The 25,912-nt window shown below is 59.9% G+C and carries 19 protein-coding genes and 2 pseudogenes; 17 read left to right on the forward strand and 4 right to left on the reverse strand.

The window, feature by feature from the left end:
• Positions 1-48 precede the first annotated feature (48 nt).
• Positions 49-765 carry a hypothetical protein gene (locus A3OQ_RS0119475; protein ID WP_020177121.1) on the forward strand — a complete coding sequence of 239 codons (717 nt, stop codon included), beginning with the start codon at positions 49-51 and terminating at the stop codon, positions 763-765.
• 4 nt (positions 766-769) lie between these two features.
• The gene (locus tag A3OQ_RS24555) at positions 770-1,534 is read left to right on the forward strand and encodes a hypothetical protein (protein ID WP_152428538.1); all 765 of its coding nucleotides are present in this window, start codon (positions 770-772) and stop codon (positions 1,532-1,534) included.
• A 26-nt stretch (positions 1,535-1,560) separates the two neighbouring features.
• Here the strand turns inward: A3OQ_RS24555 and ubiG are convergent.
• Positions 1,561-2,331 (reverse strand): annotated as a pseudogene (gene ubiG, locus A3OQ_RS23085) (bifunctional 2-polyprenyl-6-hydroxyphenol methylase/3-demethylubiquinol 3-O-methyltransferase UbiG); the annotation flags it as partial.
• Positions 2,332-2,468: 137 nt separating this feature from the next.
• Between ubiG and A3OQ_RS0119490 the strand changes: the two are divergent.
• From A3OQ_RS0119490 to A3OQ_RS0119510, 5 genes and pseudogenes are all read left to right on the forward strand, one after another.
• Positions 2,469-3,707, forward strand: a complete 1,239-nt coding sequence (locus A3OQ_RS0119490; protein WP_020177124.1) for an aspartate kinase — start codon at positions 2,469-2,471, stop codon at positions 3,705-3,707.
• Between the two features lie 533 nt (positions 3,708-4,240).
• Positions 4,241-6,451, forward strand: a complete 2,211-nt coding sequence (gene ptsP / locus A3OQ_RS0119495) for a phosphoenolpyruvate--protein phosphotransferase (RefSeq protein WP_152428686.1) — start codon at positions 4,241-4,243, stop codon at positions 6,449-6,451.
• Positions 6,452-6,491: 40 nt separating this feature from the next.
• A complete protein-coding gene (gene prfA / locus A3OQ_RS0119500) occupies positions 6,492-7,553 on the forward strand; it encodes a peptide chain release factor 1 (protein ID WP_020177126.1) in 1,062 nt (353 codons plus the stop codon).
• A gap of 36 nt (positions 7,554-7,589) precedes the next feature.
• A pseudogene (locus tag A3OQ_RS23090) lies at positions 7,590-7,742 on the forward strand (EamA family transporter); the annotation flags it as partial.
• Positions 7,743-7,897: 155 nt separating this feature from the next.
• A complete protein-coding gene (locus A3OQ_RS0119510) occupies positions 7,898-8,740 on the forward strand; it encodes a transglutaminase-like domain-containing protein (protein WP_020177128.1) in 843 nt (280 codons plus the stop codon).
• Positions 8,741-8,841: 101 nt separating this feature from the next.
• On the opposite strand, the gene A3OQ_RS0119515 is transcribed toward A3OQ_RS0119510, so the two are convergent.
• Positions 8,842-9,132, reverse strand: coding sequence for a hypothetical protein (locus tag A3OQ_RS0119515; protein ID WP_020177129.1), 291 nt, complete (start codon positions 9,130-9,132; stop codon positions 8,842-8,844).
• A gap of 204 nt (positions 9,133-9,336) precedes the next feature.
• Here A3OQ_RS0119515 and A3OQ_RS25305 point away from each other — a divergent pair, with 204 nt between their 5' ends.
• Both A3OQ_RS25305 and A3OQ_RS0119525 read left to right on the forward strand, forming a co-directional pair.
• Positions 9,337-9,702, forward strand: coding sequence for a hypothetical protein (locus tag A3OQ_RS25305; protein ID WP_341872087.1), 366 nt, complete (start codon positions 9,337-9,339; stop codon positions 9,700-9,702).
• Positions 9,692-9,997 carry a type II toxin-antitoxin system RelE/ParE family toxin gene (locus tag A3OQ_RS0119525; protein WP_026596031.1) on the forward strand — a complete coding sequence of 102 codons (306 nt, stop codon included), beginning with the start codon at positions 9,692-9,694 and terminating at the stop codon, positions 9,995-9,997. The genes A3OQ_RS25305 and A3OQ_RS0119525 overlap by 11 nt, the downstream gene beginning before the upstream one ends.
• Before the next feature lie 18 nt (positions 9,998-10,015).
• Here A3OQ_RS0119525 and purH read toward each other — a convergent pair whose 3' ends face one another.
• Positions 10,016-11,608 carry a bifunctional phosphoribosylaminoimidazolecarboxamide formyltransferase/IMP cyclohydrolase gene (gene purH, locus A3OQ_RS0119530; RefSeq protein WP_020177132.1) on the reverse strand — a complete coding sequence of 531 codons (1,593 nt, stop codon included), beginning with the start codon at positions 11,606-11,608 and terminating at the stop codon, positions 10,016-10,018.
• A gap of 296 nt (positions 11,609-11,904) precedes the next feature.
• Here purH and A3OQ_RS0119535 point away from each other — a divergent pair, with 296 nt between their 5' ends.
• From A3OQ_RS0119535 to A3OQ_RS0119555, 5 genes are all read left to right on the forward strand, one after another.
• Positions 11,905-13,386 (forward strand): PAS domain-containing protein, encoded by a 1,482-nt coding sequence (locus A3OQ_RS0119535; protein WP_040581519.1) that lies wholly within the window; start codon positions 11,905-11,907, stop codon positions 13,384-13,386.
• Between the two features lie 140 nt (positions 13,387-13,526).
• Complete coding sequence (gnd, locus tag A3OQ_RS0119540) at positions 13,527-14,534, forward strand: phosphogluconate dehydrogenase (NAD(+)-dependent, decarboxylating) (RefSeq protein WP_020177134.1); 1,008 nt, start codon at positions 13,527-13,529, stop codon at positions 14,532-14,534.
• Positions 14,534-16,066 carry a glucose-6-phosphate dehydrogenase gene (gene zwf, locus A3OQ_RS0119545; RefSeq protein WP_020177135.1) on the forward strand — a complete coding sequence of 511 codons (1,533 nt, stop codon included), beginning with the start codon at positions 14,534-14,536 and terminating at the stop codon, positions 16,064-16,066. Before gnd ends, zwf begins: the two co-directional genes overlap by 1 nt.
• A gap of 16 nt (positions 16,067-16,082) precedes the next feature.
• Positions 16,083-16,874, forward strand: coding sequence for a 6-phosphogluconolactonase (pgl, locus tag A3OQ_RS0119550; RefSeq protein WP_020177136.1), 792 nt, complete (start codon positions 16,083-16,085; stop codon positions 16,872-16,874).
• A gap of 84 nt (positions 16,875-16,958) precedes the next feature.
• Positions 16,959-18,656: a Na/Pi cotransporter family protein gene (locus A3OQ_RS0119555; RefSeq protein WP_020177137.1), complete on the forward strand. Its 1,698-nt coding sequence runs from the start codon at positions 16,959-16,961 to the stop codon at positions 18,654-18,656.
• Positions 18,657-18,720: 64 nt separating this feature from the next.
• On the opposite strand, the gene A3OQ_RS25235 is transcribed toward A3OQ_RS0119555, so the two are convergent.
• Complete coding sequence (locus A3OQ_RS25235) at positions 18,721-21,780, reverse strand: caspase family protein (protein ID WP_020177138.1); 3,060 nt, start codon at positions 21,778-21,780, stop codon at positions 18,721-18,723.
• A 231-nt stretch (positions 21,781-22,011) separates the two neighbouring features.
• Here A3OQ_RS25235 and A3OQ_RS0119565 point away from each other — a divergent pair, with 231 nt between their 5' ends.
• The 3 genes from A3OQ_RS0119565 to icmH all read left to right on the forward strand — a co-directional run bounded on the left by A3OQ_RS0119565 (position 22,012) and on the right by icmH (position 25,799).
• A complete protein-coding gene (locus A3OQ_RS0119565) occupies positions 22,012-22,527 on the forward strand; it encodes a type VI secretion system-associated FHA domain protein (RefSeq protein ID WP_083931626.1) in 516 nt (171 codons plus the stop codon).
• A 32-nt stretch (positions 22,528-22,559) separates the two neighbouring features.
• The gene (tagH, locus tag A3OQ_RS24165; RefSeq protein WP_020177140.1) at positions 22,560-24,056 is read left to right on the forward strand and encodes a type VI secretion system-associated FHA domain protein TagH; all 1,497 of its coding nucleotides are present in this window, start codon (positions 22,560-22,562) and stop codon (positions 24,054-24,056) included.
• Between the two features lie 183 nt (positions 24,057-24,239).
• Positions 24,240-25,799, forward strand: coding sequence for a type IVB secretion system protein IcmH/DotU (icmH, locus tag A3OQ_RS0119575; RefSeq protein ID WP_020177141.1), 1,560 nt, complete (start codon positions 24,240-24,242; stop codon positions 25,797-25,799).
• Positions 25,800-25,912 lie beyond the last annotated feature (113 nt).

Genomic DNA, 25,912 nt, shown 5'->3' on the forward strand with positions numbered 1-25,912 from the left:
TTCAACTGAATTCTTAGCTCGTAAATTTATGTCTCTTATGGCGATGGCATGTGGCGTTTTCTTACAGTTCTCATAGCAAGCCTGTTCGTCTCCCAGATCGCAGCAGCGCAAGATTCAACCTCGCTGCCCAAATCGCCAAAAACCTGCATAGATGCCGACTTTAAAGCGGATCCGTTTGATGACAAAACCCTCAAATATGAAAAAGCTTGTCTGTCGGAGCTTTCGAGCCAAGTGAAGCGGACAGGCCTGTCCCTAGTGATCAATCTCGAAAACGGCCATAAAAAGATTTACAAGGACAATCAAAAAGCATGCGACGACAATGCGGATAAGTGCATTACTTATCGTCTAGCAAGCTATCAATCACAGGTTCACGGCTTTTTTATAATCGAATACCATTATGAGGGTTTCTCTTCGCAATTCGTAGACGGACGCGACGGAAAGACAATTTCTTTCAGAGGTATCCCTCGTTTCTCCCCAGATCAGTCCACTTTTGTAGCGATCGACGAGGATGTAGAAAATCTTGTCATCTGCAACATCACGATCGGCTATATTGGCAAGGAGTCCCATGAGACAGCATGCGCTTACTGGCCCGACGAAGAAAACTGGTCCTTCGTTAAATGGATCGATAACGAACACATTTCATTGCAAGCTTCGTTCAACTCAGGCGATGCGCCTATGACACAAGACGTGGTCGTTGCGCGCATACCCGGAACGACCGAATGGATTTGGAACCGATCTGTCGCGAAGCCGGCGCCAAACGAGTAGGCCTATGACTTTCCCTCAGCAGCGATGGCTTAAAAATCTCAAGGTGCGAGCGACCGCGGTTGTGATCGTTGCCTTGATCTGCCCTTTAGCCGCCATCGCCGACGAAAAGGACGCCAAACCCGATTTGGTCATCAAAATAGAAGGCGCATGCTTTTCATCTCCGGAAAATGTAGGTTCAGCACCAGACGGCGCGAAGCTTGTCACCTTGCAAAATAAAAACGAATCTCAACCGGTCACTGCGAATTTCCGCATTGAGCCTCTATCTGGAAGCACATTTTACTACATCAATAATAACGGAAATTATCGAACCTACGATATCGCCCGGCAAAAGTACATTTCTCTCGATAAGGGTGAGTCTGAGGTTCTCGGATGCACAAGGAATTGGGTTAGTCAAAAGATACCAAAAGCACAGCAGTATTCGGAGCTTAATTTTAGCCTGATTTCTGCTCGCTATATTTCTAGCATAAACCGATATAAGGGACTTTCGGTTGAGCACGCCATGGAGCAAGCCGTCGACAATGTCGGATTTCTGCTGGACTACTCAACCGCGTGTCCACAAGGACAAAGTGGTCGTAATGTACGACTCGTCAGTTTCAATCCGAATAGAGTGATTCAGGTCGAAGTAAAAGTGAACCACACAAGCGACGTCGCCGCTACGCTCTATCCTTTGAACGCTACGACACTCCTCGGCTGTGAAATGAACGAGGCAGGGCCGCAAAACTTTCGAGTCAAAGCCGCTAAATTTCTTTCCGATCCACTTCTGCAATAATTAGGTTTTGCTCCGCCGACTATATTCCGCCGCGCCGCCAGCATGTAATTCACGTCCATGTCCGCGCTGAGCTTCCAATGATCCGAAATGAGATCATAGGCGATCCCGGTCCTGTCGAAGACCTCAAGGCCGCTGCGATGCAGCGCCTCGGTCAATTCGGCCGGCGTCACGAATTTCTGCCAATCATGCGTGCCGCGCGCGACCCAGCGCAGCACATATTCGGCGCCGACAATGGCCAGCGCATAACTTTTCAAGGTCCGGTTCAATGTGGCGGCGAATAAAAGCCCGCCCGGCCGCACCAGACTTGCCGAGGCCTTCATGAAGCCGCGCAGATCGCGCACATGTTCGATGACCTCCATGGCCAGAACGGCGTCGAATTTTGTCTCGCCGGCTGCCAGCGCCTCGACGCTCGCGCAGCGATAATCGATCGTGAGGCCGGATTTTTCGGCATGCGCTTTTGCGATCTCGATATTGCGCGGCGCCGGGTCGATCGCCGTCACATCGGCGCCGAGTCCGGCCAGCGCTTCCGACAAAACGCCGCCGCCGCAGCCGATATCGAGGAGCTTGAGGCCGGCGAGCGGCTTTTCCGGGTCGGCCGCCGTATCGGCGAGTAATTCCCGCGTCAGCACGCTTTTCAGCCAGGCGACGCGGGCGGGGTTGAACTTATGCAAGGCCCGCATCGGCCCGTCCGGGCGCCACCAGTCGGCGCCCAGCCGGTCGAAGTTCGAAACCTCGGCCTCATCGACGGACCGGCCCCTGGGAATCGCCGGTTTGGAGCCTGCACCCGGTTCAACCATGTTTTCAAGATCCTATATGGTGCCGAACGGCCAAGATTGACTTCACTTTCGGCCCTCGTCATGTATAGCCGCCCTTGCAGCTCGGCGCGAGGCGCGCCACGCCCTCCCCGCAACCCCGAAAGACCTGTCCGGACCCAATGGCCCGTCTCGTGATGAAATTTGGCGGCACCTCAGTCGCCGACGTCGATCGCATCCGCAATGTGGCGAGGCATGTGCAGCGCGAGGTCGAAGCGGGCTATGACATAGCCGTCGTCGTCTCCGCCATGTCCGGCAAGACCAATGAACTGGTGGATTGGTGCCGAGTCGCCTCGCGCTTTTACGATCCGCGCGAATATGATGCGGTGGTCGCGGCCGGCGAACAGGTGACCGCCGGGCTTTTGGCGATCGTATTGCAGGATATGGGCATTCCGGCGCGCTCCTGGCAGGGCTGGCAGGTGCCGATCCTGACCTCCGACGCGCATGGATCGGCCCGCATCGCCGATATCGACGGTTCGGCGATCTTCAAGGCCTTCGAGGAGCGCAAGGAGGTGGCAGTCATCGCCGGCTTCCAGGGCCTGCACCAGGAAACCGGCCGCATCTCGACCCTGGGGCGCGGCGGGTCCGACACGAGCGCCGTGGCTATTGCCGCGGCCATCAAGGCCGAGCGCTGCGATATTTATACGGATGTCGACGGCGTCTACACGACCGATCCGCGCATCGTCGCCAAGGCAAGGCGGCTCGATCGCGTCGCCTTCGAGGAAATGCTGGAAATGGCCTCGCTCGGCGCCAAGGTCCTGCAGGTGCGTTCGGTCGAACTCGCCATGGTCTATAAGGTCAAGACATTCGTGCGCTCATCCTTCGACGATCCTTTGGATCCGAAGCCCGGCACTCTGATTTGCGACGAGGAGGATATCTTGGAACAGCAGGTCGTCACCGGGATCGCCTTTTCCCGGGAAGAAGCGCAGATCACCTTGCGCCGCGTCGCCGATAATCCCGGCGTCGCCGCCGCGATCTTCATGCCGCTCGCCGAGGCCAATATCAACGTCGACATGATCATTCAGGTCGTCTCGGATAATACGGTTGCGACCGATATTACCTTCACGGTGCCCGTCGTCGATTTCGAGCGGGCACGAGCGATCCTCGAAAAGGCGCAGCCGCAGATCGGCTATGGCACGCTGCAAGGCGCAAGCGACGTCGTGAAAATTTCGGCGATCGGCGTCGGCATGCGCAGCCATCCAGGCGTCGCCGCGCGGGCTTTCAAAGCCCTCGCCGAAAAAGGCATTAATATTCGCGCGATTACCACATCCGAGATCAAGTTCTCGGTATTGATAGAGGCGGCCTATACCGAATTGGCGGTCCGCACGCTGCATTCGCTTTATGGTCTCGACAAAGTCTGAAGCGCCGTCTTGCACTGCACGCAAGATCGCGATGAATTTGGATTTAATCCATGAAAGTCGTGAAGGTGATCGATTCTTATGATTTAGAGCGGAATGCGCGGATAAATTTTACGGAATCGCTATAAACTTTAATGTATCGGACAAGCGCTTCGCGCGTTTCTTTTAGCCGTTCCAAATCGCCCGCTGGACAAATTTTTGCCTTTCTAAAATTGCTTATAATTCAGTCCGTTGCTCTGAGTCGCGGCAGATTGGAGAAAAGAGATTTATCCAAGCTGCGGACCCTGCGTACAGTTGCTGATAGAGTCGTTTCCCCAGCTTGCGGCCCGGACTTTGCTTTAGTTATAGAGCAAGGGCAGTTTTAGAGCCGAAGGACGCGGGGAAGGATGGCATCGGGCCGCAAAGCACCCACCTTCGATTGACTAGGCTTGCCGATGCACGAGTTCGAGGTCTTTGGGCCCCCAGACAAAGACACGGTGACGCGCGGAACGCTGGGCGGCGGGCCGCGTCTTCTGCTGCGGCGTCTGCGCGAGGTCATGGCCGAGCCGGTCAGTCCTCAGGTTCGTCTCGATAAAATCGTCATCCATATCGCGGCCAATATGGTCGCCGAAGTGTGCTCGGTCTATGTGCTGCGCGCCGACGGACGGCTCGAACTTTACGCAACCGAAGGTCTCAATCGCGAAGCGGTCCATTTGACCACGATGCGCAGCGGAGAAGGCCTCGTCGGCCTCATCGCGGCAACCGCGGAACCTTTGGCGCTGTCCGACGCGCAGCATCATCCGGCCTTCTCCTACCGGCCTGAAACGGGCGAAGAAATCTATACATCCTTCCTCGGCGTGCCGATTTTGCGCGGCGGCAATACGCTCGGCGTGCTCGTCGTTCAGAACAAGGCGCGGCGCACCTATTCCGAAGAGGAAATGGAGGCGCTGCAAACGACGGCGATGCTGCTTGCCGAAATGATCGCGTCCGGCGAGTTGCAATCCCTCGTGCTGCCCGGAAACGATATCGCCGTCCGTCAGCCGATCGATCTCAAGGGCACGCCCATCGCCGATGGCGTAGGGCTTGGCCATGTCGTCTTGCACGAGTCGCGCGTCATCGTTACGCAGATCGTCGCCGAAGACGTGAATTACGAGATCGAACGGCTCGACACGGCGATCCGCGCCATGCGCGATTCGATCGACCTTCTGATCGAACGCGGTGACATGGGCCAGGGCGAGCATCGCGAAGTGCTTGAGACCTTCCGCCTCTTCGCGCATGACCGCGGCTGGCTGCGCCGCCTGCGCGAAGCCGTGAGCTCTGGCCTCACGGCCGAAGCCGCCGTCGAGCGCGTGCAAAACGATGCGCGCGCGCGCCTGCATCGCCAAACCGATCCTTTCATGCGCGAGCGCTGGCACGATCTCGACGAATTGGCGAACCGGCTCCTGCACCAATTGACCGGCCGCAGCCTCGTCACCTCGCACGAGGACCTGCCCGACAATTCGATCATCGTCGCCCGCGCCATGGGGCCCGCGGCGCTGCTCGAATATGACCGCACCAAGCTGCGCGGTCTCGTGCTCGAAGATGGCGGCGCGTCGAGCCATGTCGCGATCGTTGCGCGCGCGATCGGTATCCCGGTCGTCAGCGACATTGCCAATATCATCGATTTCGTCGAACAGGGCGACGCGATCATCATCGACGGCGGCACCGGCGACGTCCATGTGCGGCCATCGACCGATGTCGAGAATTCCTACGCCGAAAAGGCGCGCCTGCGGGCCAGCCGCCAGGCGCAATATCATAAGCTGCGTGATCTGCCCGCCACGACAAAAGACGGCGTAACGATCGAGCTGCAGATGAACGCCGGCCTCATCATCGACCTGCAGCATGTGGCTGAGACCGGCGCCGCGTCGATCGGGCTGTTTCGCACCGAAATCCAATTCATGGTGGCCTCGCAATTTCCGCGCATGAATGAGCAGATCGTGCTCTACCGCTCCGTCTTCGATGCGATCCCGGATAAGCCCATCACCTTCCGCACCCTCGACATAGGCTCGGATAAGGTCCTGCCCTATATGGACAAGGTGGAGGAGGAAAATCCGGCGCTCGGCTGGCGCGCGATCCGCCTCGGTCTCGATCGCCCCGGCCTGTTGCGCTCGCAGTTGCGTGCCATGCTGCGTGCCGGTGCCGGGCGCCAATTGCGCATCATGTTCCCGATGATCGCGACCGTCGAGGAGTTCATAGCGGCGAAGCGCCTCGTCGATCGCGAGATCGCGCATCTGACCCGGCACAAATACGAGCCGCCATCGGATCTCAAGATCGGCGTCATGGTCGAAGTGCCGTCGCTCCTCTGGCAGCTCGACGAGATCTGCGCGCGCGCCGATTTTCTCTCGGTCGGCTCGAACGACCTGGTCCAATATATGTTCGCGGCGGATCGGGATAATCCCCGCGTGGCCAAACGTTTCGACAATCTGTCCGCTCCCATCCTGCGGGCCCTGAAATCGATCGCGGACAAGGCCGCCGAAGCGAAGAAGCCGCTGACGCTGTGCGGCGAAATGGGCGGCAGGCCGCTCGAGGCCATCGTGCTGGTCGCGCTCGGCTATCGCGGGCTTTCCATGTCGCCCGCCTCGATCGGCCCGGTCAAGGCCGCGATCCTGGCCATGGATTTCGCTAAGACGCAGGCCTATGTGATCGACCTGATCACCCGCATCGACGGCGGCCATTCCCTGCGCGGGGATTTGACCGCCTTTGCGAAAACCCACGGCATTCCAATATAAGTTGGAAGATTCGTTTTCAGTGGCCTTTTGCCTGACCTCCATGTTGCCTCAAGATAAACTCGATCTCATCCTGCGCCGCCATGCGGAAATCTCGGCTCGCCTTGCCGCGGGCCATGATTCGGCCTTGTCGCGCGAGCTCGCGGGGCTCGAAGATGTCGCCGCCGCCATTCGCGACTACCGCACCCAGGTCGACGAAGTCGGCGGCCTTGAGGCCATGCTGGTCGACCCTGCAACCGACAGCGAGATGCGCGATCTCGCCGAGGACGAACTCCGCGACGCGCGAGACCGGCTCGAAGGTCTCGAACATCAATTGCGCCTCGCGCTTTTGCCCAAGGATGCGGCGGACGAAAAAAGCGCCATACTCGAGATCCGCGCTGGAACGGGCGGCGACGAAGCCGCGCTTTTTGCCGGCGATCTCTTCCGCATGTATCAGCGCTATGCGGAGCAGAAAGGCTGGACCGTCGAAATCATTTCAGCGAGCGAAGGCACAGCCGGCGGTTTCAAGGAAGTCATTGCCGAGATCACAGGCCGCGGCGTCTTCGCCAAATTGAAGTTCGAGTCCGGCGTTCACCGTGTCCAGCGTGTGCCGGACACGGAAACGCAGGGGCGCATCCATACGTCGGCGGCGACCGTCGCCGTGCTGCCGCAGGCCGAAGACGTCGATGTCGATATCAACGAAAGGGATTTGAAGATCGACCTGATGCGCGCGCAAGGCGCCGGCGGCCAGCACGTCAACAAGACGGAATCGGCGATCCGCATCACGCATCTGCCGACCGGCACGATCGTCTTCGTGCAGGACGAGCGGTCGCAGCACAAGAACCGCGCGCGCGCCATGGCTCTGCTGCGTTCGCGCATTTACGACGCCGAACGCCAGAAGCTCGATGCGGAACGCGCCGCGGACCGCCGCTCGCAAGTGGGCTCAGGCGATCGCTCCGAGCGCATCCGCACCTATAATTTCCCGCAAGGCCGCCTTACCGATCATCGCATCAATCTGACGCTCTATAAGCTCGACAAGGTGATGATCGGCGAAGCACTGGACGAAGTCGTCGACGCGCTCACGACCGATTATCAAGCGGCGCAGCTCGCCGCGAATGATGGATGATGCGCTCCTGAAACTCTCCGCCGATCCCTGGCTTTGCTCGGCGAAGCCTCCCGCGTCGCGCCGATCGACAAATTAAGCGTGGACCTAGTCACTGTTTTCGCAGCGCTTTTTCTCGGCGAAAGACTATCGAGCGTGAACTGGGCCGGAATCGGCTTGATCGCCTTGGGCGCTATCCTCGTGGCCTTTTGATTTAAAAGAAAAATTGGCCGGGTTGAGGGAACACAAAGCATTGCTTAGCCATTAACCCCCATAGCTATCCTCCTGAAATCAGGTCTCACACACGACGCCCGTCGCATGGGTGGCAGGCGGTGAGCTTTTCAAACGATCACGTGGATTTTTGAACGATGCTGATTCGCTACGGGTATGAACTGAGTTTCGAATGTCCCGCGCCGACCTTGATGGTGTGCCTGCTCGATGCGCATGAAGACCGCGCGCATCATGTCGTCCATGATTCCGGCTTCAAGACATGGCCGGCCATTGGGTCTTCGAGCTATACGGACACATTCGGCAATCAGGTCCGGAAATTCATGGCGCCTGCGGGTCTACTGACGATCCATCGCGATTCCATCATCAAGGACGATGGCCTGCCCGATCCGATCATCGAAGACGCGCAAGAAATGCCCCTCGATCGCGTGCCTGATAGCTATCTTATCTACCTGCTTGGCAGCCGCTATTGCGAAACCGATAAGCTGAGCCAGATTGCCTGGGATCTGTTCGGCGCGACGCCGCGTGGGTGGCGGCGGGTTCAGGCCATCTGCGATTTCGTCAATGCGCATGTGACGTTCGGCTATGAATATGCGCGTGCGACCCGCACGGCCTATGAGACCTTCGAAGAGAAGGTCGGCGTTTGCCGCGATTTCGCTCATCTCGCCGTCGCCTTCTGCCGCTGCATGAATATTCCCGCGCGCTATGCCAACGGGTTTTTGGGCGATATCGGCGTGCCGCCTGATCCCGCGCCCATGGATTACAATGCCTGGTTCGAAGTGTTTCTGGACGGGCGCTGGTTCACCTTCGATGCCCGCCACAATCAGCCGCGCATCGGACGTATCACCGTCGCGCGCGGCCGAGATGCGACCGATATCCCGCTTGCGAGCTCGTTCGGACCGCATCGGCTCGCGCAATTCCGCGTCTGGACCGATGAGGTCGATCAGGCGACGCTCGAGGAGCTGGCGCGCCGCAGCGCGTAAGCGAAAGATCTCGGCGATAAGGATGAGAGGGAGCGGCTGAGAGACCGCGGATCATGCCTTCGTCGGCATGATCTCATCCGGGAAGCGTTGGCTTCCCGGGATCAGGCTTGTGAGGATAACTTGACGGCGACGGCGGTTGCCAGGATGCGCTGGCGCTTCACGCCGAACCCCTCGTCCAGGCAGGCAATGCCGTCGACCTGGTAGTTCACTTCGATGATGGCGTCAGCAAAGAGGTCCTCCGCCTTGCGGATCAGATCGGCCATGACGCCTTCCCGCCAATCGCTCTGGTGCGGCACTGATCCTTGCGCATGCCACGCAGAGGCCGCCTTGATCGTGCCGATCGAATAAAGGACCTTCCCGCCTTCGATCGTCTCTGTCGAACTGATCAGCATTGTTTTGCTCCTCAACCGCTCGAATTTTAGGGATCGAAGGTTTCGCCAAACTTAATGGCCGAACCTGGGGCGCATTGTGCTGGCGCCGTGATCCTTTGACGGTTGAAGATGTCGCAGATCTTAATTGGTGAATAAGTGCTTTCGCACACGGGGAACAGGGCTCATATTGGGGCGCGTGCGACGGCCTGTGACATTGAGCACACAGTGCCAAAATCTTTGCTGGCTGCTGCCTTGGCGATACGTGCAGCAGCTACCTCCCTCCGCGAAAACCGGGTTCTTACAAAGGATATTGTTTGGAAACGCATTCGCTCCTATTGTTTAAAGCCTCACGGTGGTGACGACATGACCAAGCTATTTGAGCAGGCAATCGAAACGGCTCGGGCCCTCTCACCCGAAATACAAGACGAGATTGCCCGCGTGATGCTGCAATTGGCCGGCGACGAGCAGCCAGTTATGACATTAACAGCTGAGGAAAAAGCCTCCCTTACGAAATCGCGCGGAGAAGCGGCTCGCGGAGATTTTGCGACTGACGAACAGGTGCGGGCCATCTGGGCGAAGCATGGGCTGTGAGGTACGTTATACCCCAACAGCCACCGCAGAATTAGCTGAACTGCTCGATTATATTGCCCAGCACTCGCCGCCGGGCGCGCGAAAGGTCCAGGCAAGGATCAAGACAATCATTACGTTGCTTTCGCAACATCCATATGCCGGACCGCTTACTGAGGATCCAGGCCTGCGGTATATTGTGACGACACCATATCCTTATCTTATTTTCTATGAAGTCGCCGAAGACGAAGGTGAAATCGTCATTATCGCCTTGCGTCACAGCGCACGCGATCCTTCGTCCAAGCCGGGAAATAAATGAGCGTTCGAACGCGAGGGTTCAATGCCGGAAATGCCGGACGCCGGTGAAGACCATGGCGAGGCCGGCCTCGTCGGCTGCCCTGATGACCTCTTCGTCGCGCACCGAACCGCCCGGTTGGATGATCGCCGTTGCGCCGGCCTCGACCGCCACCAGCAACCCGTCGGCGAAAGGAAAGAAGGCGTCGGAAGCAACGACCGAGCCTTTGGCGAGCGACTCCGGCAGGCCCTCGGCTTTAGCGGCGTCTTCCGCCTTGCGTGCGGCGATGCGAGTTGAATCGACACGGCTCATCTGGCCCGCGCCGATGCCCACCGTTGCGCCATCCTTGGCATAGACGATTGCATTCGACTTCACATATTTCGCGACGCGAAAGGCGAATTTGAGATCGCGCAACTCCGCTTCACTTGGCTGCCGCTTCGTCACAACCTTCAGGTCCATGTCGTCGACGACGGCATTGTCGCGCCCTTGCACAAGAAAGCCGCCGGCGATCGATTTGAACGCAAGCCCCGGCGCGCGCGGATCTGGCAAACTGCCCGTCACGAGAAGCCGCAGATTCTTCTTCGCCGCGACGAGCGCGATGGCGTCCTCGTCCGCGTCGGGCGCAATAATGACTTCGGTGAAGATCTTGACGATTTCCTCGGCCGCCGCCGCATCGAGCCTGCGGTTCAAGGCGACGATCCCGCCGAAGGCCGATGTCGGATCGCAGCGCAGCGCGCGCAGATAGGCCTCGCGCAAATCGCCGCCCATCGCCACGCCGCATGGATTGGCATGTTTGATGATCGCGACGGCGGCGCTCTGCGCCGGATCGAATTCTGCGGCGAGCTCGAAGGCCGCGTCCGTATCGTTCAGATTATTATAAGATAACTGCTTGCCCTGCAGCTGGCGGGCGGTGGCAACGCCCGCGCGTGCCGGCGGCGATACATAAAGCGCGGCGGGCTGGTGCGGATTTTCGCCATAGCGCAGATCGCCGGCATAGCGGCCGCCAAAAGCACGGAAGGGCGGCGCCTGCTCCCCGATGGCGTCTGCGAGCCAATTCGAGATCGCCGCATCATAGGCAGCCGTCCGCGCATAAGCCTTCTGAGCCAGCGCCCGGCGCAAAGTGAGGCGCGTCGCGCCATGATTTTCCTGCAATTCCGCCAAAATCAGCGCATAGTCCTCGACCGCCACAACTACGGCTACATCGTTGAAATTCTTCGAGGCGGCACGGATCATCGCCGGGCCGCCAATATCGATCGTCTCGACACATTCTTCAAATGTGGCGCCTTTTGCGAGCGTCGCCTCGAACGGATAGAGATTGACGATGAGAAGATCGATCGGCGCGATATCATGCGCGAGCATCGCCGCTTCGTGCTCCGGGTTTCCCCGGATGGCGAGAAGGCCGCCATGCACCTTGGGATGCAGGGTTTTGACCCTTCCATCCATCATTTCCGGAAAACCCGTAAGGTCGGCGACGTCCTTGACAGCGAGCCCTGCCTCGGCAAGCGCCTTGCGCGTGCCGCCCGTCGAAATGAGCTCGATGCCGAATTGCGCGAGGCCCCGCGCGAATTCGACAAGGCCCGTTTTATCGGACACGGAGATCAGCGCCCGCGCCACACGGCTCAGCTCAGCAGCCATCATCTGTTCCAGACACACTCGGATTCGCGCGGTTCATCAAGGTTTGTCCCACAATCCACATTGGAAAGGATATGAATCGATCAAAACTTATCAGGTCCGGGGCTTAACATGATTGATTCTGGATCAAAACCTATCCATAGGCATTGGTCTCAGAATCGCCTAAGCCAAATGCCGCTGCTTTTTCGCATGCACCTCTCTTGCCCGGGCAAGCCGGCGCGACAGGTTCCACCTTCGATGAGGTCATCCAGGGCTCCGCAGGCCCTGTGTTCACGAAATGTTTGCGGCTGGGACATGTCATGCTGAAGCCGAAAGACCCGATCGACTTCCAAGTCCTCTTCGACTCGCTCCCTATGCCGCTGGTAGTGCTGAATTCCAATCTCGAAATCGCCGAAATGAACAAGGCCTATCTCGCCGCCACGAAACGCACGCGCGAGGATCTGAAGGGCCGCTATATTTTCGAAGCCTTTCCGGCCGAAGGCGAAAGCCGCCAACGTCTGCAAGCCTCTTTCGAACGGGTGCGCGACGGCGGCGTGACCGATGTCCTGCCTTTATTGCCCTATGCCATTCCGGTCGGACACAAATTCGAGGAGCGCTATTGGAGCTGCACCCATGTGCCGATCCACAATGCACAAGGCGAGGTCACCTTCATCGTCCAGAATGCCCAGGACGTCTCCGACCTGAAGGGCGTCAAACCGAACCAGCCAAAGGTGCCGGCCGCCGTCGAGGCCACGCTCAAAGGGGACGTCTTGCGGCGGGTCGAATCGGTCCAGGCCCTGAATCAGACGCTGCTCGCCGAAACCAAACTCCTGCATGGCCTGTTCATGAAGGCGCCGAGCTTCATGAGCGTATTGAGCGGGCCGCAACATGTCTTCGAATATTTAAACCTGTCATTTTGGAAACTCATCGGCAATCGCGACGTTCTCGGCAAAACCTTCAAGGACGGCGTTCCCGAAAGCGCCAACCAGGAATTTTTGACACTGCTCGACACGGTCTATCAAACCGGCGAGCCTTTCGTCGGCCGTAAGATGCGCCTGTTCATACAAGCGGAACCAAACAGCCCTCCCACCGAGCTCTATCTCGATTTCGTTCTGCAGCCGATCTTCGATCCGCAAGGCGAGGTGACGGGCATTTTCGTCGAAGGCAGCGACGTCACCGAACATGTTCAAACCGAGCAACGGCAAGTGTTGCTCATCCGCGAATTGCATCATCGCGTCAGGAATACGCTGGCAACCGTTCAGGGCGTCATGAATTCCACTGCACGGACAGCGCAGACGATCGAGGAATACCAGGACGCGTTCGCAGGCCGCATCGCATCCTTGGCACGAACCCACGCGATCTTGACCGAGGAGATCCAGCAATTCGTCTCCTTCGCCCATCTTTTGACGCAAGAACTCGGCCCTTATTCGGATGCGGAGGAATTCAGCATCGTGCTTGACGGTCCGGCGGTCGAGCTTCCGTCGCAAATCGCCGTTCCGCTCGGCATGACAATTCATGAACTGACGACCAATGCCGTCAAATATGGCGCCTTGGGCAAGGAAGGCGGCAGCCTCAAGGTCAATTGGGACATTGTCGCCGCGAAGGACGGCCGGCGGGCGCTCTCTTGCGAATGGCGCGAGCGCAACGGTCCGCTCGTCATACCGCCGGCCCGGCAAGGCTTCGGCTCCATCCTCCTGCACCGCGTCCTGTCGCAGCAGATCGGCGCGGCCATCAGTGTCGACTTTCCACCCGAGGGGTTCCATCTACGCATGGTGGTCCCGATCGAGGCCGAGTCCGCGTAAATCATTTTTGGCAAAGCTCTGGCATGCGCCATCGAGAGTTCTACCTTCCGAGGGCAGGCTGGCTGGCGTAGGCTGAATGACACGCCTGCGACAGACTGAGGGTTCGCGTTACGCGGATTTGCATCACGCAGGAGAACTTCATGCAATTGGGTGTTGTCGGCCTCGGCCGCATGGGTGGCAACATTGCCCGGCGTCTCCACCGCTTTGGCCATCAAGCCGTGGCCTATGACACCAATGCGAAAACCGTCGCGGAGCTTGGCGCAGAGGGCATAGCGGGCGCATCGGGCCTCGCCGATCTCGTTGCGAAGCTCGACGCACCGCGGGCGATCTGGCTCATGCTGCCGGCAGGCCAGGTCACCGAGACCGCCGTCACCGAATTCGCCGGGCTCCTGAAGGGCGGCGATATTCTGATCGACGGCGGCAATACGTTTTATAAGGACGATATCCGCCGCGCCGCTGCCTTGGCCCAGCACGGCATCACTTATGTCGATGTCGGTACGTCCGGCGGAATCTGGGGTTTGGAGCGCGGCTATTGCATGATGATCGGCGGCGCCAAAGCGGCCGTCGAACATCTCGATCCGATCTTCCGCGCGCTCGCGCCGGGCCCTGGCAACATAGAGCGGACGCCTGCCCGCAACGGTCATGATCCGCGTGCCGAGCAAGGCTATATTCATGCAGGCCCCGCGGGTGCCGGGCATTTCGTCAAGATGGTCCATAACGGCATCGAATATGGCCTGATGCAGGCCTATGCCGAAGGCTTCGACATTCTGAAATCCAAGGCCTCGGAACACCTTCCAGAGGCGGAGCGTTTCACACTCGATTTGACCGATATTGCCGAGGTCTGGCGGCGCGGCAGCGTCATCTCCTCCTGGCTTCTCGATCTGACCGCCACGGCGCTCGCCGAAAACGCAACGCTGTCCAATTTCAGCGGCATCGTCGATGATTCGGGCGAAGGACGTTGGACGATCGAGGCTGCGATCGAGGAAGCCGTTCCGGCCAATGTTCTCGCTGCTTCGCTTTTCGCGCGCTTCCGATCGCGCCAAGAGCATACGTTCGGCGACAAGCTTCTATCGGCCATGCGCCATAAATTCGGGGGTCATATCGAACCGCACGCAGATGCAGAACCACGAGCGAAAGAGAGCAAGTGATGAATCAGCCCTTCTTCGACCGGCTATCGAAAACCGCCGTGGCGCCCGATTGCATGCTCGTCATTTTCGGCGCATCCGGCGACCTGACGCAACGGCTCTTGATGCCGGCGCTCTATAACCTTGCCAGTGAAGGCCTGCTGGCGCGCCGCTTCTCGATTGTCGGCATCGGCCACCATCCACGCAGCGACGAGGAATTTCGCGGCTCAATCGCCGAAGCCTTGCGGGCGCGGGTCAAAAACGCCAAGGCCGAGATCGACGACAATACCTTAAATGAATTGATGAACAGTCTCACCTATATCGCAAGCGAGTTCGACGACCCGAAAACCTATGAGCATGTCGCAGAACGGCTCGCAGCCTGGTCGAAGGAAGGCGGCGGTGTCGGCAATGCGATCTTCTACCTCGCGACGGCGCCCAATTATTTCGGCGACATCATTGAGAGGCTGGGGGCAGCCGGGCTCTTACAGGAAGGCGACAATGGCTGGCGGCGCGTCGTGATCGAAAAGCCGTTTGGCCACGATCTTGCTTCTGCCAGAGCGCTGAATAGACGCGTTCTGCAGATTGCCGATGAAAGCCAGATCTACCGCATCGACCATTTTCTCGGCAAGGAAACCGTCCAGAACATCATGGTTCTGCGGTTTGCGAATTTCATGTTCGAGCCGATCTGGAACCGCCAGCATATCGATCACGTCCAGATCACCGCGGCGGAAACAGTCGGCGTCGAACAGCGCGGCCGGTTCTACGACGAGACCGGCGCTCTGCGCGACATGGTCCCGAACCACATGTTCCAGCTTCTTGCCATGATGACGATGGAAGCGCCGAATTCCTTTCACGCCGATGCGATCCGCGCGGAAAAGGCCAAAGTGATCGAGGCGATCCGGCGTCTGTCGCCGGAGGACGCACTGAAGAACGTCGTGCGCGGGCAATATGTGGCGGGATTCATCGGCGGGGAGAAAGTCGCGGCCTATCGCGACGCGCATAATGTCGACCCGCGCAGCCTGACCGAAACCTATATCGCGCTCAAACTCTGGATCGACAATTGGCGCTGGATGGACGTGCCCTTCTATATAAGGACAGGCAAGGCCATGAGCCTGCGGCGCACCGAGATCGTCATCCAGTTCAAGAAAGCGCCCGGCGTTCTCTTCCGAGACATAGACGATTCGAAATTATCGTCCTGCCGGCTGATCTTCCATATTCAGCCGGAGGAAGGGATCACTCTGCAATTCGCCGCCAAGCAGCCTGGCCGGAAAGTGCAGTTCGCCGACGTGAATATGGATTTCCGCTACGCCGATTATTTCAAGACCTCGCCCAGCACCGGCTATGAGACCTTGATCTACGATTGTCTCGTCGGCGACGCGACCCTGTTTCAGCGTGCCGACAATGTCGAAGCCGGCTGGGCCGGCGTGCAGCCGATCCTCGATGCCTGGGCGATCAAGCCGGGCGACTTGCACCTCTATCCGGCCGGCAGCAATGGCCCTGCGGCAGCGGACATGCTCTTATTGAGAGACGGCCGCGAGTGGCTTTCCTTGCAGTGACGATAGCACGCTGGCCATGACGCATGAGCCGATCATCGATATTGCCGCCGACGCGGAAGACATGGCCATGCGGGCGGCGCTCTGGCTTGCGACGCGTATCGTTGTGGCCTCGGAGCCTTTCGCCCTCAATCTGGCCGGCGGCTCAACCCCGAAACGCGTCTACGAGCTCCTCGCGAGCGCAGCCTTCAAACCTTACATCGACTGGAACAAGGTCCACCTCTTTTGGGGCGACGAGCGTTTCGTGCCCATCGATCATAAAGACAGCAATTATCGCATGGTGCATGAGGCGATGATCGCGCATGTTCCGATCCCGCCGGACCATATCCATCGGGTCCCGGTCGAGGCCGGGACACCGGAGAAAGCCGCGGCGCTTTACGAAGAGGATTTGCAGCGCTTTTACGGTACCAGATATGGCGGTGCCAAGAGCCTCGATCCGGCGCGGCCCTTGTTCGATGTCACGCTGCTTGGCCTCGGCACCGACGGCCACACGGCCTCGCTCTTTCCCGGCACCAAAGCGCTCGACGAACGCGAGAGCTGGACGATAGCCGTCATCGGCGTCAAAGACGAAGCGCGCGTGTCGCTGACCTATCCGGCCATTGAGGCAAGCGCGGCCATTCTCTTTCTCGTCGCGGGCGAAGAAAAGCGCGCGGCTCTGGCCGGGGTGCTCGCGAAGGACCTCGCTTTGCCCGCCGCGCGTCTCAAGACGGACGCCCCGGTCCTTTGGTTCGTCGATCGCGCCGCGGTATCGGAGACAGACGCGGCGGCCCAAGCCAACGCATCGGAAGCCAAAGCATCCTCCGAAATTTGATTTCGCCTTAAAACGTGATCGCGACAAGCACGGCTTTATGCCTATACTTGAAGGGCTACAGGTCCTACTCGAGGATGCGCGCCCATGGATGACGCGACACTGACCTTGATCGATCTTCTGGGCACCATCGCTCTGCTCCTTTGGGGCGTGCATATGGTGCAAAGCGGTATCCAGCGCGCCTATGGCCCCAACCTCAGGCGTGGACTGGCACGGGCCCTCGACAATCGCCTGAAGGCATTCGCCGCGGGCCTTGGCGTCACCGCGCTTTTGCAAAGCAGCACGGCGACCGGCCTCATGGTTTCGGCCTTCGCGGCCGAGGGTTGGGTCGATCTCGTCCCCGCGCTCGCGGTGATGCTCGGTGCGAATGTCGGTTCGACATTGGTCGTGCAGCTTCTGTCATTCGATGTGGCGCGGATTTCGCCGATCTTCATCCTGATAGGCTTCATGATGTTCCGGCGGCAGGGCGCAAATCGCACCCGCGATCTCGGACGCGTCGCGATCGGTCTCGGCCTGATCCTTCTCGCTCTCGGCCGGCTCCTCGTCATCATCACGCCTTATGAGGATGTTCCGAGCCTGCGCCTTCTGCTCGGCGCCATCGCGACGACGCCTTTCATCGCACTTCTCTTTGGCGCCGCTTTGAGCTGGGCGGCGCATTCGAGCGTCGCGATCGTTCTTCTCATCATGTCGTTTGCGGCGAAGGGCGTCGTTTCCTATGACACGGCCCTGGCGCTTGTCATCGGCGCCAATGTCGGCTCCGCATTCAACCCGGTACTCGAAGCGCCGAGCGGCGGCGACCGCACCGGCAAGCAGGCGGCGATCGGCAATTTGCTGAACCGTCTGGTCGGGGCTGCCATCGTTTTGCCACTCATCCCGAAGATCGGCCCGCTCCTCGTCAATCTCGAACCGAGCCTCGGACGCGGCGTCGCCAATTTTCATACATTTTTCAATCTCGCATTGGCCCTGCTTTTCATGCCCCTGCTATCGCCTTTCGCCAGCCTTTTGCGCCATTGGATGCCGGCCTATTTCGAAGTGCCGGACCCATCGCGTCCCATCTATCTCGACCCGGCTGCGCGCGATATGGCGCCCATCGCGCTCGGATGCGCCACCCGCGAGACATTGCGCATGGTCGATATTCTGGACGAGATGCTGCAGGAGACTCGCGCGGCGCTGCAAAAAAACGACCGGCAGAAAATCGCCGAAACACGGCGCATGGGCGATCATCTCGACAGTCTGAACACGGCCATCCAATCCTATCTGACCGTGATCGATCCCGAATCTCTCACCGAAGACGACGACAAGAAGCTCGCGTCCATTCTGGCCTTCACGACCAATCTCGATCACGCCGGCAATACGCTCGACCGCAATATGCTGGCGACGGCGCATAAACAGTTCAAACGCGGCCAGACGCTTTCTGCCGAGGGAAAGGCATCGATCGATACTGTGCTCGACCGGCTGTCGCAAAACCTGCGCGCCGCGGCAACGATCTTCATGACGGGAGACGTACGCGCCGCCCGCGTTCTCGCCAGCGAAAAAACCATCTTTCGCGATATCGAAGCCAAAGCGATGGACGTGCATTTCCAGCATCTGCGGAACAATAAAACCGACGGCGTCGAAACCCGCACGCTTTATCTCGATCTCATCCGCAACCTGAAAAGCGTCAACGACCGGCTCGTCACCGGCGCGGCCTATCCGGTCCTTGAGGATCTGGGCGAGCTTCGCGTCACGCGGCTGCGGCCCAAATCCGCCACCCCGCCGGAAAACAACGAGCCGGACGGGCATTGAGGGTCTTGCACTCTCTTCCACGGGAGGAAGGTCGCGCCCATCGGCTGGACCCAAACGGAAAAGTTTAGAAGCCGACGCCGCCCATGCTGGCACCGCCGCCGCCACCTCCGCCACCACTGCCTCCGCCCCCTCCGCCGCCGCCATAGCCACCGCCGCCACCGGCGGATTGATGCGGCGTATAATGCTCTCTCGGCGGCGGAGCGCGTTCGGCCCGCGCCGGGGGATGCTCCTCGCGCGGCGGATGCCGTGCGACCGGCTGTTGATCGAGCGGCGGGTGCGTCTTATGTTTTTCCTCTTGTTGCGGCGGCAGCGAAGCAACCACGCAGGCGGGGCCTTTTTCGGCTTTGAGCTCCGCCAGAAATTCATCGTTGATCTTGATGTCGACCTTGTTCGGCACCGGCTTGTTATGGGCTTCGTAATATTTGTCGAGCCCGACGCGCGTCATCTTATCGAGCTTGCCGTCGCGCCTGTCATCAAGGCAGCCGAGACGATGCAATTCGGCTTGCGCGGCAGTGACCAGTTCCGGCGTGTTGATCTCTTTTTCCTTCGCTGGCTTCGGCTGCTCCTGCTTGGCTGTGTCCGCCGGCGGCAAGGCCGCGAGGCGGTCGAGAGCCGCATGGACGGACGGACGCAGACGATCGCATGTCATGTTGTGTTCGAGGGCCGCCAAATCGTCGCGCCCGTCGGGGCCTTTCATTTCCAATGCCGTCGCCTCAAAATCTTCCTTGCGGCAGATTTCTTCTTTGCGCGCGAAATCGGCTTCCATGGCCGCAAGTTTCAACCCGGCAGCCGTCCTGACGTCGTCGCAAATGGCCTTGTCGGCGAGCGCTCGGGCGCCATTCGTGTCGCCTGCCGCCAATCCATTCAGACTCGCGGTCTCGCGCGCGCAGGCTGCCTTGAGGTCGGCGAGCGCCTTATCGGCAAGAGCGACGATGGCCGGGCATTCAAGCCTCTGACGCAAAGCTTCGATGTCCGCCGGTTTGCCGAATGAGCCCGCCTGCTTCCAATTGTCTTCGTCCCGGCGGCAAATGTCTTTTTCATGGTTGGCCCGGGTAAGCGCGTCGGCTTCGAGCGTGGCAAGGCGTGTCTGGGCGTTCGTCTTGGCATCGTCGCAAGTCGCTTTGCCGATGAAGCTGCGCAAAGCGCTGGCATCGCTCGCGCCGATCGAAGACAAAGACGCAGTGTCACGATCGCAGGCGGCTTTAAGCTCGGCGATCTTCTGATCGATGGCGCTCGCCACCGCCGGACATTCGACATGCTGGCGCAGCGCCTCGACCTCGCCGCGATTGGTGGACTTCGCCAGGCCCTTCCATTGGTCTTCGTCGCGTTTGCAGATTTCCTTGTCGTGCTCAAGCGCCGCCAAGCGCTGCTGGGCGGAGGTCTTGACCACGTCGCAAGAGGCTTTGTTGGCCATATTGCGCAAGGCGTCGGCGTCGCGCGGCCCAATCGCGGCGAGCGCCGCATTGTCCTTGGCACAAGCGGCATCCGCCGCCGCGATGATATCGCGCACCGCCTGTTCGGCGGCGGCCGCCGTCGCCGGACATTTGGCGCGCTGGCGCAGGTTTTCGATCTCCGCGCGATTGGCGGATTTCGTGAGCGACTTCAGCTCGGCGTCCTCGTGCTTGCAGGTTTCCGCCTCCGCGGCGGCAATGACGTCGCGCATCGCCCGCTCGGCGGCGGCGGCCGTCGCCGGGCATTGGCCGTGCTGGCGCAGATTGTCGATTTCCACCCGGTTGCCCGCTTTGGTAAAGGCTTTCAGATCAGTGTCTTCGCGCTTGCAGGTCTCCCGTTCCGCGTTGATCTCGGCTTCGATCGCCGCGATCTTCCCCTGTGCTGCGGCCTTGACGTCGGCGCACGTGGTTTTCTGGTTCAAAGCCTTGACGCCTGCGAGATCGCGCGGGCCCAAAGCCGCCAAGGCGTCGGCGTCGCGGTGGCAGGCCTCGGCTTCCGCAGCGAGCGTATCCTGCAGGGTCGCGAGACGCTTTTGCGCGGCCTGTTTCGCCTCGTCGCAAGGGTTGCCCTCGATGAAGCTCTTAAGACCGTTTTGATCCCGCGCGCCGATCGCATCGAGCGCCGTGCGATTGGCCTGACAGGCTTTCTCTGCCTTGAGTTTGAGGGCTGCTTCCTCCTCGGCCTTTTCGGTTTCGCGGCGTTTGTCTTCCGCTTCCTGCAAAGCGCGCTTCTTGCTCTCTTCCAGGGCGCGGTACAGCGCATCCAGGCGATAACGGGCTTCGATCGAATAATAAGATGACGGGTAATGCGCCAGGAAATCCCGAAACGCCGCGGGATCGTTCGACTCCTTGATCTGCTCCCAGGCGACGCGGTCATTTTGATTGAGATAATATTCGCTCACCAAAGACACATAGGTCTCCGGCCGCTGGCGCCCGTCGGTTGCGACATTCACATCATTGGCGATGCGCCGGAACATCATCTCGATTTCGAGCCCCGGCTCGTTCAAGCGCTTCAGGAAGGCCGTGGTGAACGGGCTGTTGCGGGCTTGCCCGTCGAGCGCGACCTCGTCGGCGCCAGTCGCATAGGCGACGATCAGCCCTTGGGTCTTGTCGATTCGCTCGAGACCGCGCGAGCGTTCGTTCGCCGGCATGGGCGAAGACGTGGCGGACCCGGCGAGCTTTGCAAGCTTCTCGGCAATGGGATTGTTGCGGCAGGCATCGAGGATCATGATCTTGATGCCATTCGAGCGGTCGAGCGCCGCCCGCACATTCTCGACGGCGACCGTCTCGAAAGGCAGGCTGATCTCGTCCTTCACGTCGGCATCGACGGGCATCAAATAGTTATGCCCTTGATATTGCAGAGCGTGACCAGCGTAAAAGAAGAGCGCCGTGTCGGCCTCCGCGGCCATGCGGGCGAATTTTTGCAGAGCGCGATTGGTGTCGCTCAAACTCACGTCCGTCTCGACGACGACCTCGAACCCCAAGCCTTTCAAGGCCGCGGCGACGTCCTCGGCATCGTTCTTCGGATTGGTGAGGTTGAGCGAAGCGCTTTGGTAGGCGGAATTGCCGAGAACAAGCGCCACGCGCCGCTCGGCGGCAGCCAGATCCGTCTGGAGAAGCAGCGCGACGGCGCTCCAGATCAGCAAGCCCAGAATGGAGAGCGAGTGCTTCATCGGTCAAGCGGCTCTACAGGTTTGATCACGTTTTCAGCGGTTTGGGCACCGGATCGACCCGATGTCTATCGCGGTTCGAGCCGCATCGGCCCGGCGGTCTTCGCAGGCCGGGCGGTTTCGATCCGAACCTGCTCCCGGCGGAAAGACCTTGCTGCGCAGATCAATTATCACGCCGCCAATATAGGCCCAAGTCCAAGCACCGCGCAACGTAGTCTTAGGACGTCGGGACCAATGTCTCGTGCGCTTTCACACGGTAAACCGGGAACGAAAACTTTCTTATGGGGACAGTTCTTTTGTAGGAAGAGGAGCGGTCCGATGACATTAATCCTCAGAATTGAAAACACGGAAAACCTGCCGAAAGGCGTTCCAGCCACCGTTCGCATGCCGAAACATGGCCGCCTCGACATAGGCCGCAACAGTAACCTTGATTGGACCTTGCCCGATCCAAGGCGCTTTATTTCGGGCAAACATTGCGAAATACACTATCGGGCAGGGACCTACTGGCTTTATGACATTTCGACCAATGGCACGTTTATGAATGGGATGGCCTCGCGCATCAAAAGCCCGCAGCCTCTCAATCATGGCGATATGATCGCCGTCGGTATTTATGTGATCACGATTGAAATTGAGCCCGAGACAGAAAGCGTAAAACCGTTCCTGCCGGCTTCCGACAAGACGATTTGCAGCGTAGGCAAAGCTTTTGGCGTCATGCCGTTCACACAGACGGTGACGACGGCCTCGGGATAAGGCAAACTGTATGAGCGTACCGGAGTTGTTTTATGACGCTGATCTTGACGATCGAAAACGAGACGAGCTTGCCGAACGGCGCTCCCGTGAGCGTCAAAATTACGGATAAGCGGAACCTCGACATCGGGCGTGGCGCCCATCTCGACTGGACCCTACCCGATCCCTCGCGTTTCATTTCCGGAAAACATTGCGAGGTCCGCTATCGCGACGAGGCCTATTGGCTCTACGATGTCTCGACCAACGGCACTTTTCTCAACGACAATTCGCGGCGGATCCAGACCCCGCACAAGCTGCAGGACGGCGATCGGCTCGCGATCGGATCCTATATTATCGCCGTCACGATCGAAGAAGACGCGCAGAGGCCCGAGACGGAAGGCGCCGAGGCTGAGACGCAGGGCGCTCCCGCAGAGCACGCCGCTGCCGAGCCGGGCGCGTTCGAGATCGCGGAACTCATAGCCGAGGCCAATGCGGCGGACGTTCATTCCGAGCCGGCCTCCGAAGCCGAGGAACCGGCGCATGCCGAGGCGGAGCCCGAGCCCGCGGAAGAGCATGCAATCCCTGCCGAAGACCCTTTCGTCGCCGAACGGCCGGAAGCGGCCGAAGCCGCGGACTTCGGCGTGCCACAGGCTGAACAGGCGCATGAGGCCTCGCGCGAGGCTCCGTTCGAAATTCCAACCTGCGAGCCTGTCGAGGATGCGCAGCCGGCTGCGGATTTCGAGCCGGCGGCTCCGCTCGTCAGCATGCCCCGAGTGTCGGAAACGCCCTATTTCACCGAGCCCGTGCATGAACCAGCCCGGGAACCTGCACCCGAGCCGGCCCGCGAACCTGTGCGCGAGCCTGCCCGAGCACCCGTCTTTGCCGAGAGCATCGCAGCATCACCCCGCATGCCCAAGGCCGAGGCACCCGACTTGCCGCCTGCGGCCCCGGCCGCTCAGGGCAAGTCCGATGTAACGCTTGACGATTTTCTTCAGCAATTCGCGACGGCGGCCGGCATTCCGGTGCAGCTCTTCGACCGTCAGGACAAGTTGAAAACCGCCGAAGACCTTGGCTTCTTCATTCATTTCGTCGTCGCGAGCCTGAAGCAATTGCTGAGCGCCCGCGACAGCGCCAAACGATTCGCACGTACCGCGAACCGGACCGTGGTGCAGGCCTTCGACAATAATCCGTTGAAATTTGCGCCGACGCCGGAAGATGCGTTGAAAATCATGTTCGGTCCTAAGACCAGCGGCTATCTCGACGCGCGGCGCACGCTCGAAGGCGCTTTCGGCGATCTCAAGACGCATCAGGTCAAGACCTTCTCCGCGATGCAGAACGCGGTCAAAATGCTGGTCGAAGATCTCGATCCCGACGAGATCGACGCGGCCATGGGCCCCGATCAAGGGCTGATGTCTCGGCTCAGCTCGCGCAAGGCGCGGCTTTGGGATCTTTATCTTGCAAGGTGGCAGGCCAAGACATTGCGGCACGAAGACGGTCTCGTCGATGCTTTCATGCTGTATTTCGCGGAATGTTACGATCGCACAAAAGATTAGCGCCGATCCGCGGCGACCTAAATCGAGGCGTGCTTCCGGTTTTGCTTTTTCAACACATGATCTTATCCGAAAATCTCCACTTTTCGGGCTCATGTATCCGGGATGTGCGCAACTGGACGCGGCAGCCTTCCCCATGCGAATAGGATTGAGCGTGATTTTGCGGAAAGCGCGGGACCCGAGGCCATGAGCGACAAGGACAAGATGCCGAACGTTCCCGGTGGGGACGACCGCACTGTCTTCCGGCCGAGCCCGGCGCCGCGCAAGGTTGCCGTCGCTCCGGCGCCCACGCCCGGCGCACCGCCGCCTCCGCCGCATGACGACAACACGGTTTTCCGGTCGCCGCCGCCACCCCGGACGCCAGGGCAGGCACCGGCGCCTCCGCCGCCACCGCCGGCAAACGATAAGGCTGGGCCTGCTATTCACGACGATCGGACGGTCTTCCGTCCCAATCCCGGCGGCCGCCGGCCCGTCGCGCCGCCGCCAATAGCCGAACCCTCCGCAGCGCCTCTCCAAGCGGCGCCGCGCCAGGCCGTCCAACAGAGCGCCGAACTTCAGGCGCCGAACGACAATCCGATCCTGCGCGCTGCCTTGCCCTTGCTGCTTCTGCTCGGGCGACTGCGCACATCGCTCGTGCGCGCGCCTGCCTCAAGCCTGACGCCGCAGATCACCGAGGCCGTCCAGACATTCGAGACCCATCTCAAAGAGGCCGGCATTTCTTCGGAACAGGCTAACGCGGCCAAATATATTCTATGCGCCACAGCCGATAAGGTTCTCGCCAATCTCCCCGGCGACGATCGCCCGCCCGCCGCGCGCGGCAGCCTGATGAGCCGTTTTTTCGGCGAGGCCATGACCGGGCAGAAAGTCTTCTCCGAAATTGAACGCGTGAAGTTGGAGCCTGGCTTCTATCCCGTCGTCGAACTGGCGCATGCCTGTCTCGCGCTCGGCTTTCAAGGCGCGCCGCGCACCTCGACGACGGCCGACGCTTTGGAACGCGACGTCCAGCACGATCTTTATGAGATCATCGGAAAGGCGAAAGCCAGGCAATCACGTTATCTTTCGCCGCATTGGGAAGGCCAATCGCTTCCGAGTCAGGCCGTGCGGCTCTACGTGCCTTTTTGGGCCGTCGCGGGCGCGGTCGCGCTCAGCCTCTTCATCCTGTTCATCGTGCTTCGAACTCTGCTCGGGCACAACGCGGAACAAGCGGCGCAGACCATGGTCTCGCTCAATCCGCCGTCACCCGTGACGCTCGCGCGGCGGAGTTCCGTGCCGCCGCCCGCGCCTGCGCCGCAAAGCGCCACCCAGATCTCGCAGCTCGAACATATTCGCAAGGTGCTGCAGCCGAATATAGCGGCAGGCCTCATCAGCATCGAGACGACTCCCAATCAGATCATCATCCGCGCGCCTGAGAAGGGCCTGTTCCAGCCGGGCAAGACCTCTCTGTCCGAAGACGGGCGAGCGCTCTTGATGTCCATCATCTCGGCACTCGATGATGAGAAAGGACAAATCAAGGTCATCGGCCATTCCGACAACACGCCGGTATCGAACGCGCGCTTTGCCTCGAATTTCGAAGTGTCTCAGGCCTTTGCCAACACTGTCGCGAGCGTCTTGAGGCAATCGCTGTCGCAGCCCGACCGCGTCGAAGCGGAAGGCAAGGGCAGCGACGCGCCGATTGCCAGCAACGATACTCCGCAAGGGCGCGAGAAGAATCGCAGAATCGATATGGTCATCGCCCGCAGCGACTAAAGCGTGATCCCGAAAAGTCGGCTCGACCTTCGGAATAGATCATGCGTCGAAACGAAAGATTGGAGCGTGATTCGCAAGTCAGACGAGCGATCAGGCTCTGTATAGTTTGGGAC

Origin of the sequence: Methyloferula stellata AR4 (assembly GCF_000385335.1) — a bacterium.
Classification (GTDB): domain Bacteria; phylum Pseudomonadota; class Alphaproteobacteria; order Rhizobiales; family Beijerinckiaceae; genus Methyloferula; species Methyloferula stellata.

Coding starts and splice junctions, on each gene's coding strand:
- A3OQ_RS0119535 (WP_040581519.1), top strand. CDS start 11,905: ATGCTGAAGCCGAAAGACCCGATCGACTTCCAAGTCCTCTTCGACTCG.
- A3OQ_RS0119555 (WP_020177137.1), top strand. CDS start 16,959: ATGGATGACGCGACACTGACCTTGATCGATCTTCTGGGCACCATCGCT.
- A3OQ_RS0119525 (WP_026596031.1), top strand. CDS start 9,692: ATGGGCTGTGAGGTACGTTATACCCCAACAGCCACCGCAGAATTAGCT.
- A3OQ_RS25235 (WP_020177138.1), bottom strand. CDS start 21,780: ATGAAGCACTCGCTCTCCATTCTGGGCTTGCTGATCTGGAGCGCCGTC.
- zwf (WP_020177135.1), top strand. CDS start 14,534: ATGAATCAGCCCTTCTTCGACCGGCTATCGAAAACCGCCGTGGCGCCC.
- A3OQ_RS0119510 (WP_020177128.1), top strand. CDS start 7,898: ATGCTGATTCGCTACGGGTATGAACTGAGTTTCGAATGTCCCGCGCCG.
- pgl (WP_020177136.1), top strand. CDS start 16,083: ATGACGCATGAGCCGATCATCGATATTGCCGCCGACGCGGAAGACATG.
- ptsP (WP_152428686.1), top strand. CDS start 4,241: ATGGCCGAGCCGGTCAGTCCTCAGGTTCGTCTCGATAAAATCGTCATC.
- icmH (WP_020177141.1), top strand. CDS start 24,240: ATGAGCGACAAGGACAAGATGCCGAACGTTCCCGGTGGGGACGACCGC.
- A3OQ_RS0119490 (WP_020177124.1), top strand. CDS start 2,469: ATGGCCCGTCTCGTGATGAAATTTGGCGGCACCTCAGTCGCCGACGTC.
- A3OQ_RS0119515 (WP_020177129.1), bottom strand. CDS start 9,132: ATGCTGATCAGTTCGACAGAGACGATCGAAGGCGGGAAGGTCCTTTAT.
- purH (WP_020177132.1), bottom strand. CDS start 11,608: ATGGCTGCTGAGCTGAGCCGTGTGGCGCGGGCGCTGATCTCCGTGTCC.
- prfA (WP_020177126.1), top strand. CDS start 6,492: ATGTTGCCTCAAGATAAACTCGATCTCATCCTGCGCCGCCATGCGGAA.
- A3OQ_RS24555 (WP_152428538.1), top strand. CDS start 770: ATGACTTTCCCTCAGCAGCGATGGCTTAAAAATCTCAAGGTGCGAGCG.
- tagH (WP_020177140.1), top strand. CDS start 22,560: ATGACGCTGATCTTGACGATCGAAAACGAGACGAGCTTGCCGAACGGC.
- A3OQ_RS0119475 (WP_020177121.1), top strand. CDS start 49: ATGTGGCGTTTTCTTACAGTTCTCATAGCAAGCCTGTTCGTCTCCCAG.
- A3OQ_RS0119565 (WP_083931626.1), top strand. CDS start 22,012: ATGTCTCGTGCGCTTTCACACGGTAAACCGGGAACGAAAACTTTCTTA.
- gnd (WP_020177134.1), top strand. CDS start 13,527: ATGCAATTGGGTGTTGTCGGCCTCGGCCGCATGGGTGGCAACATTGCC.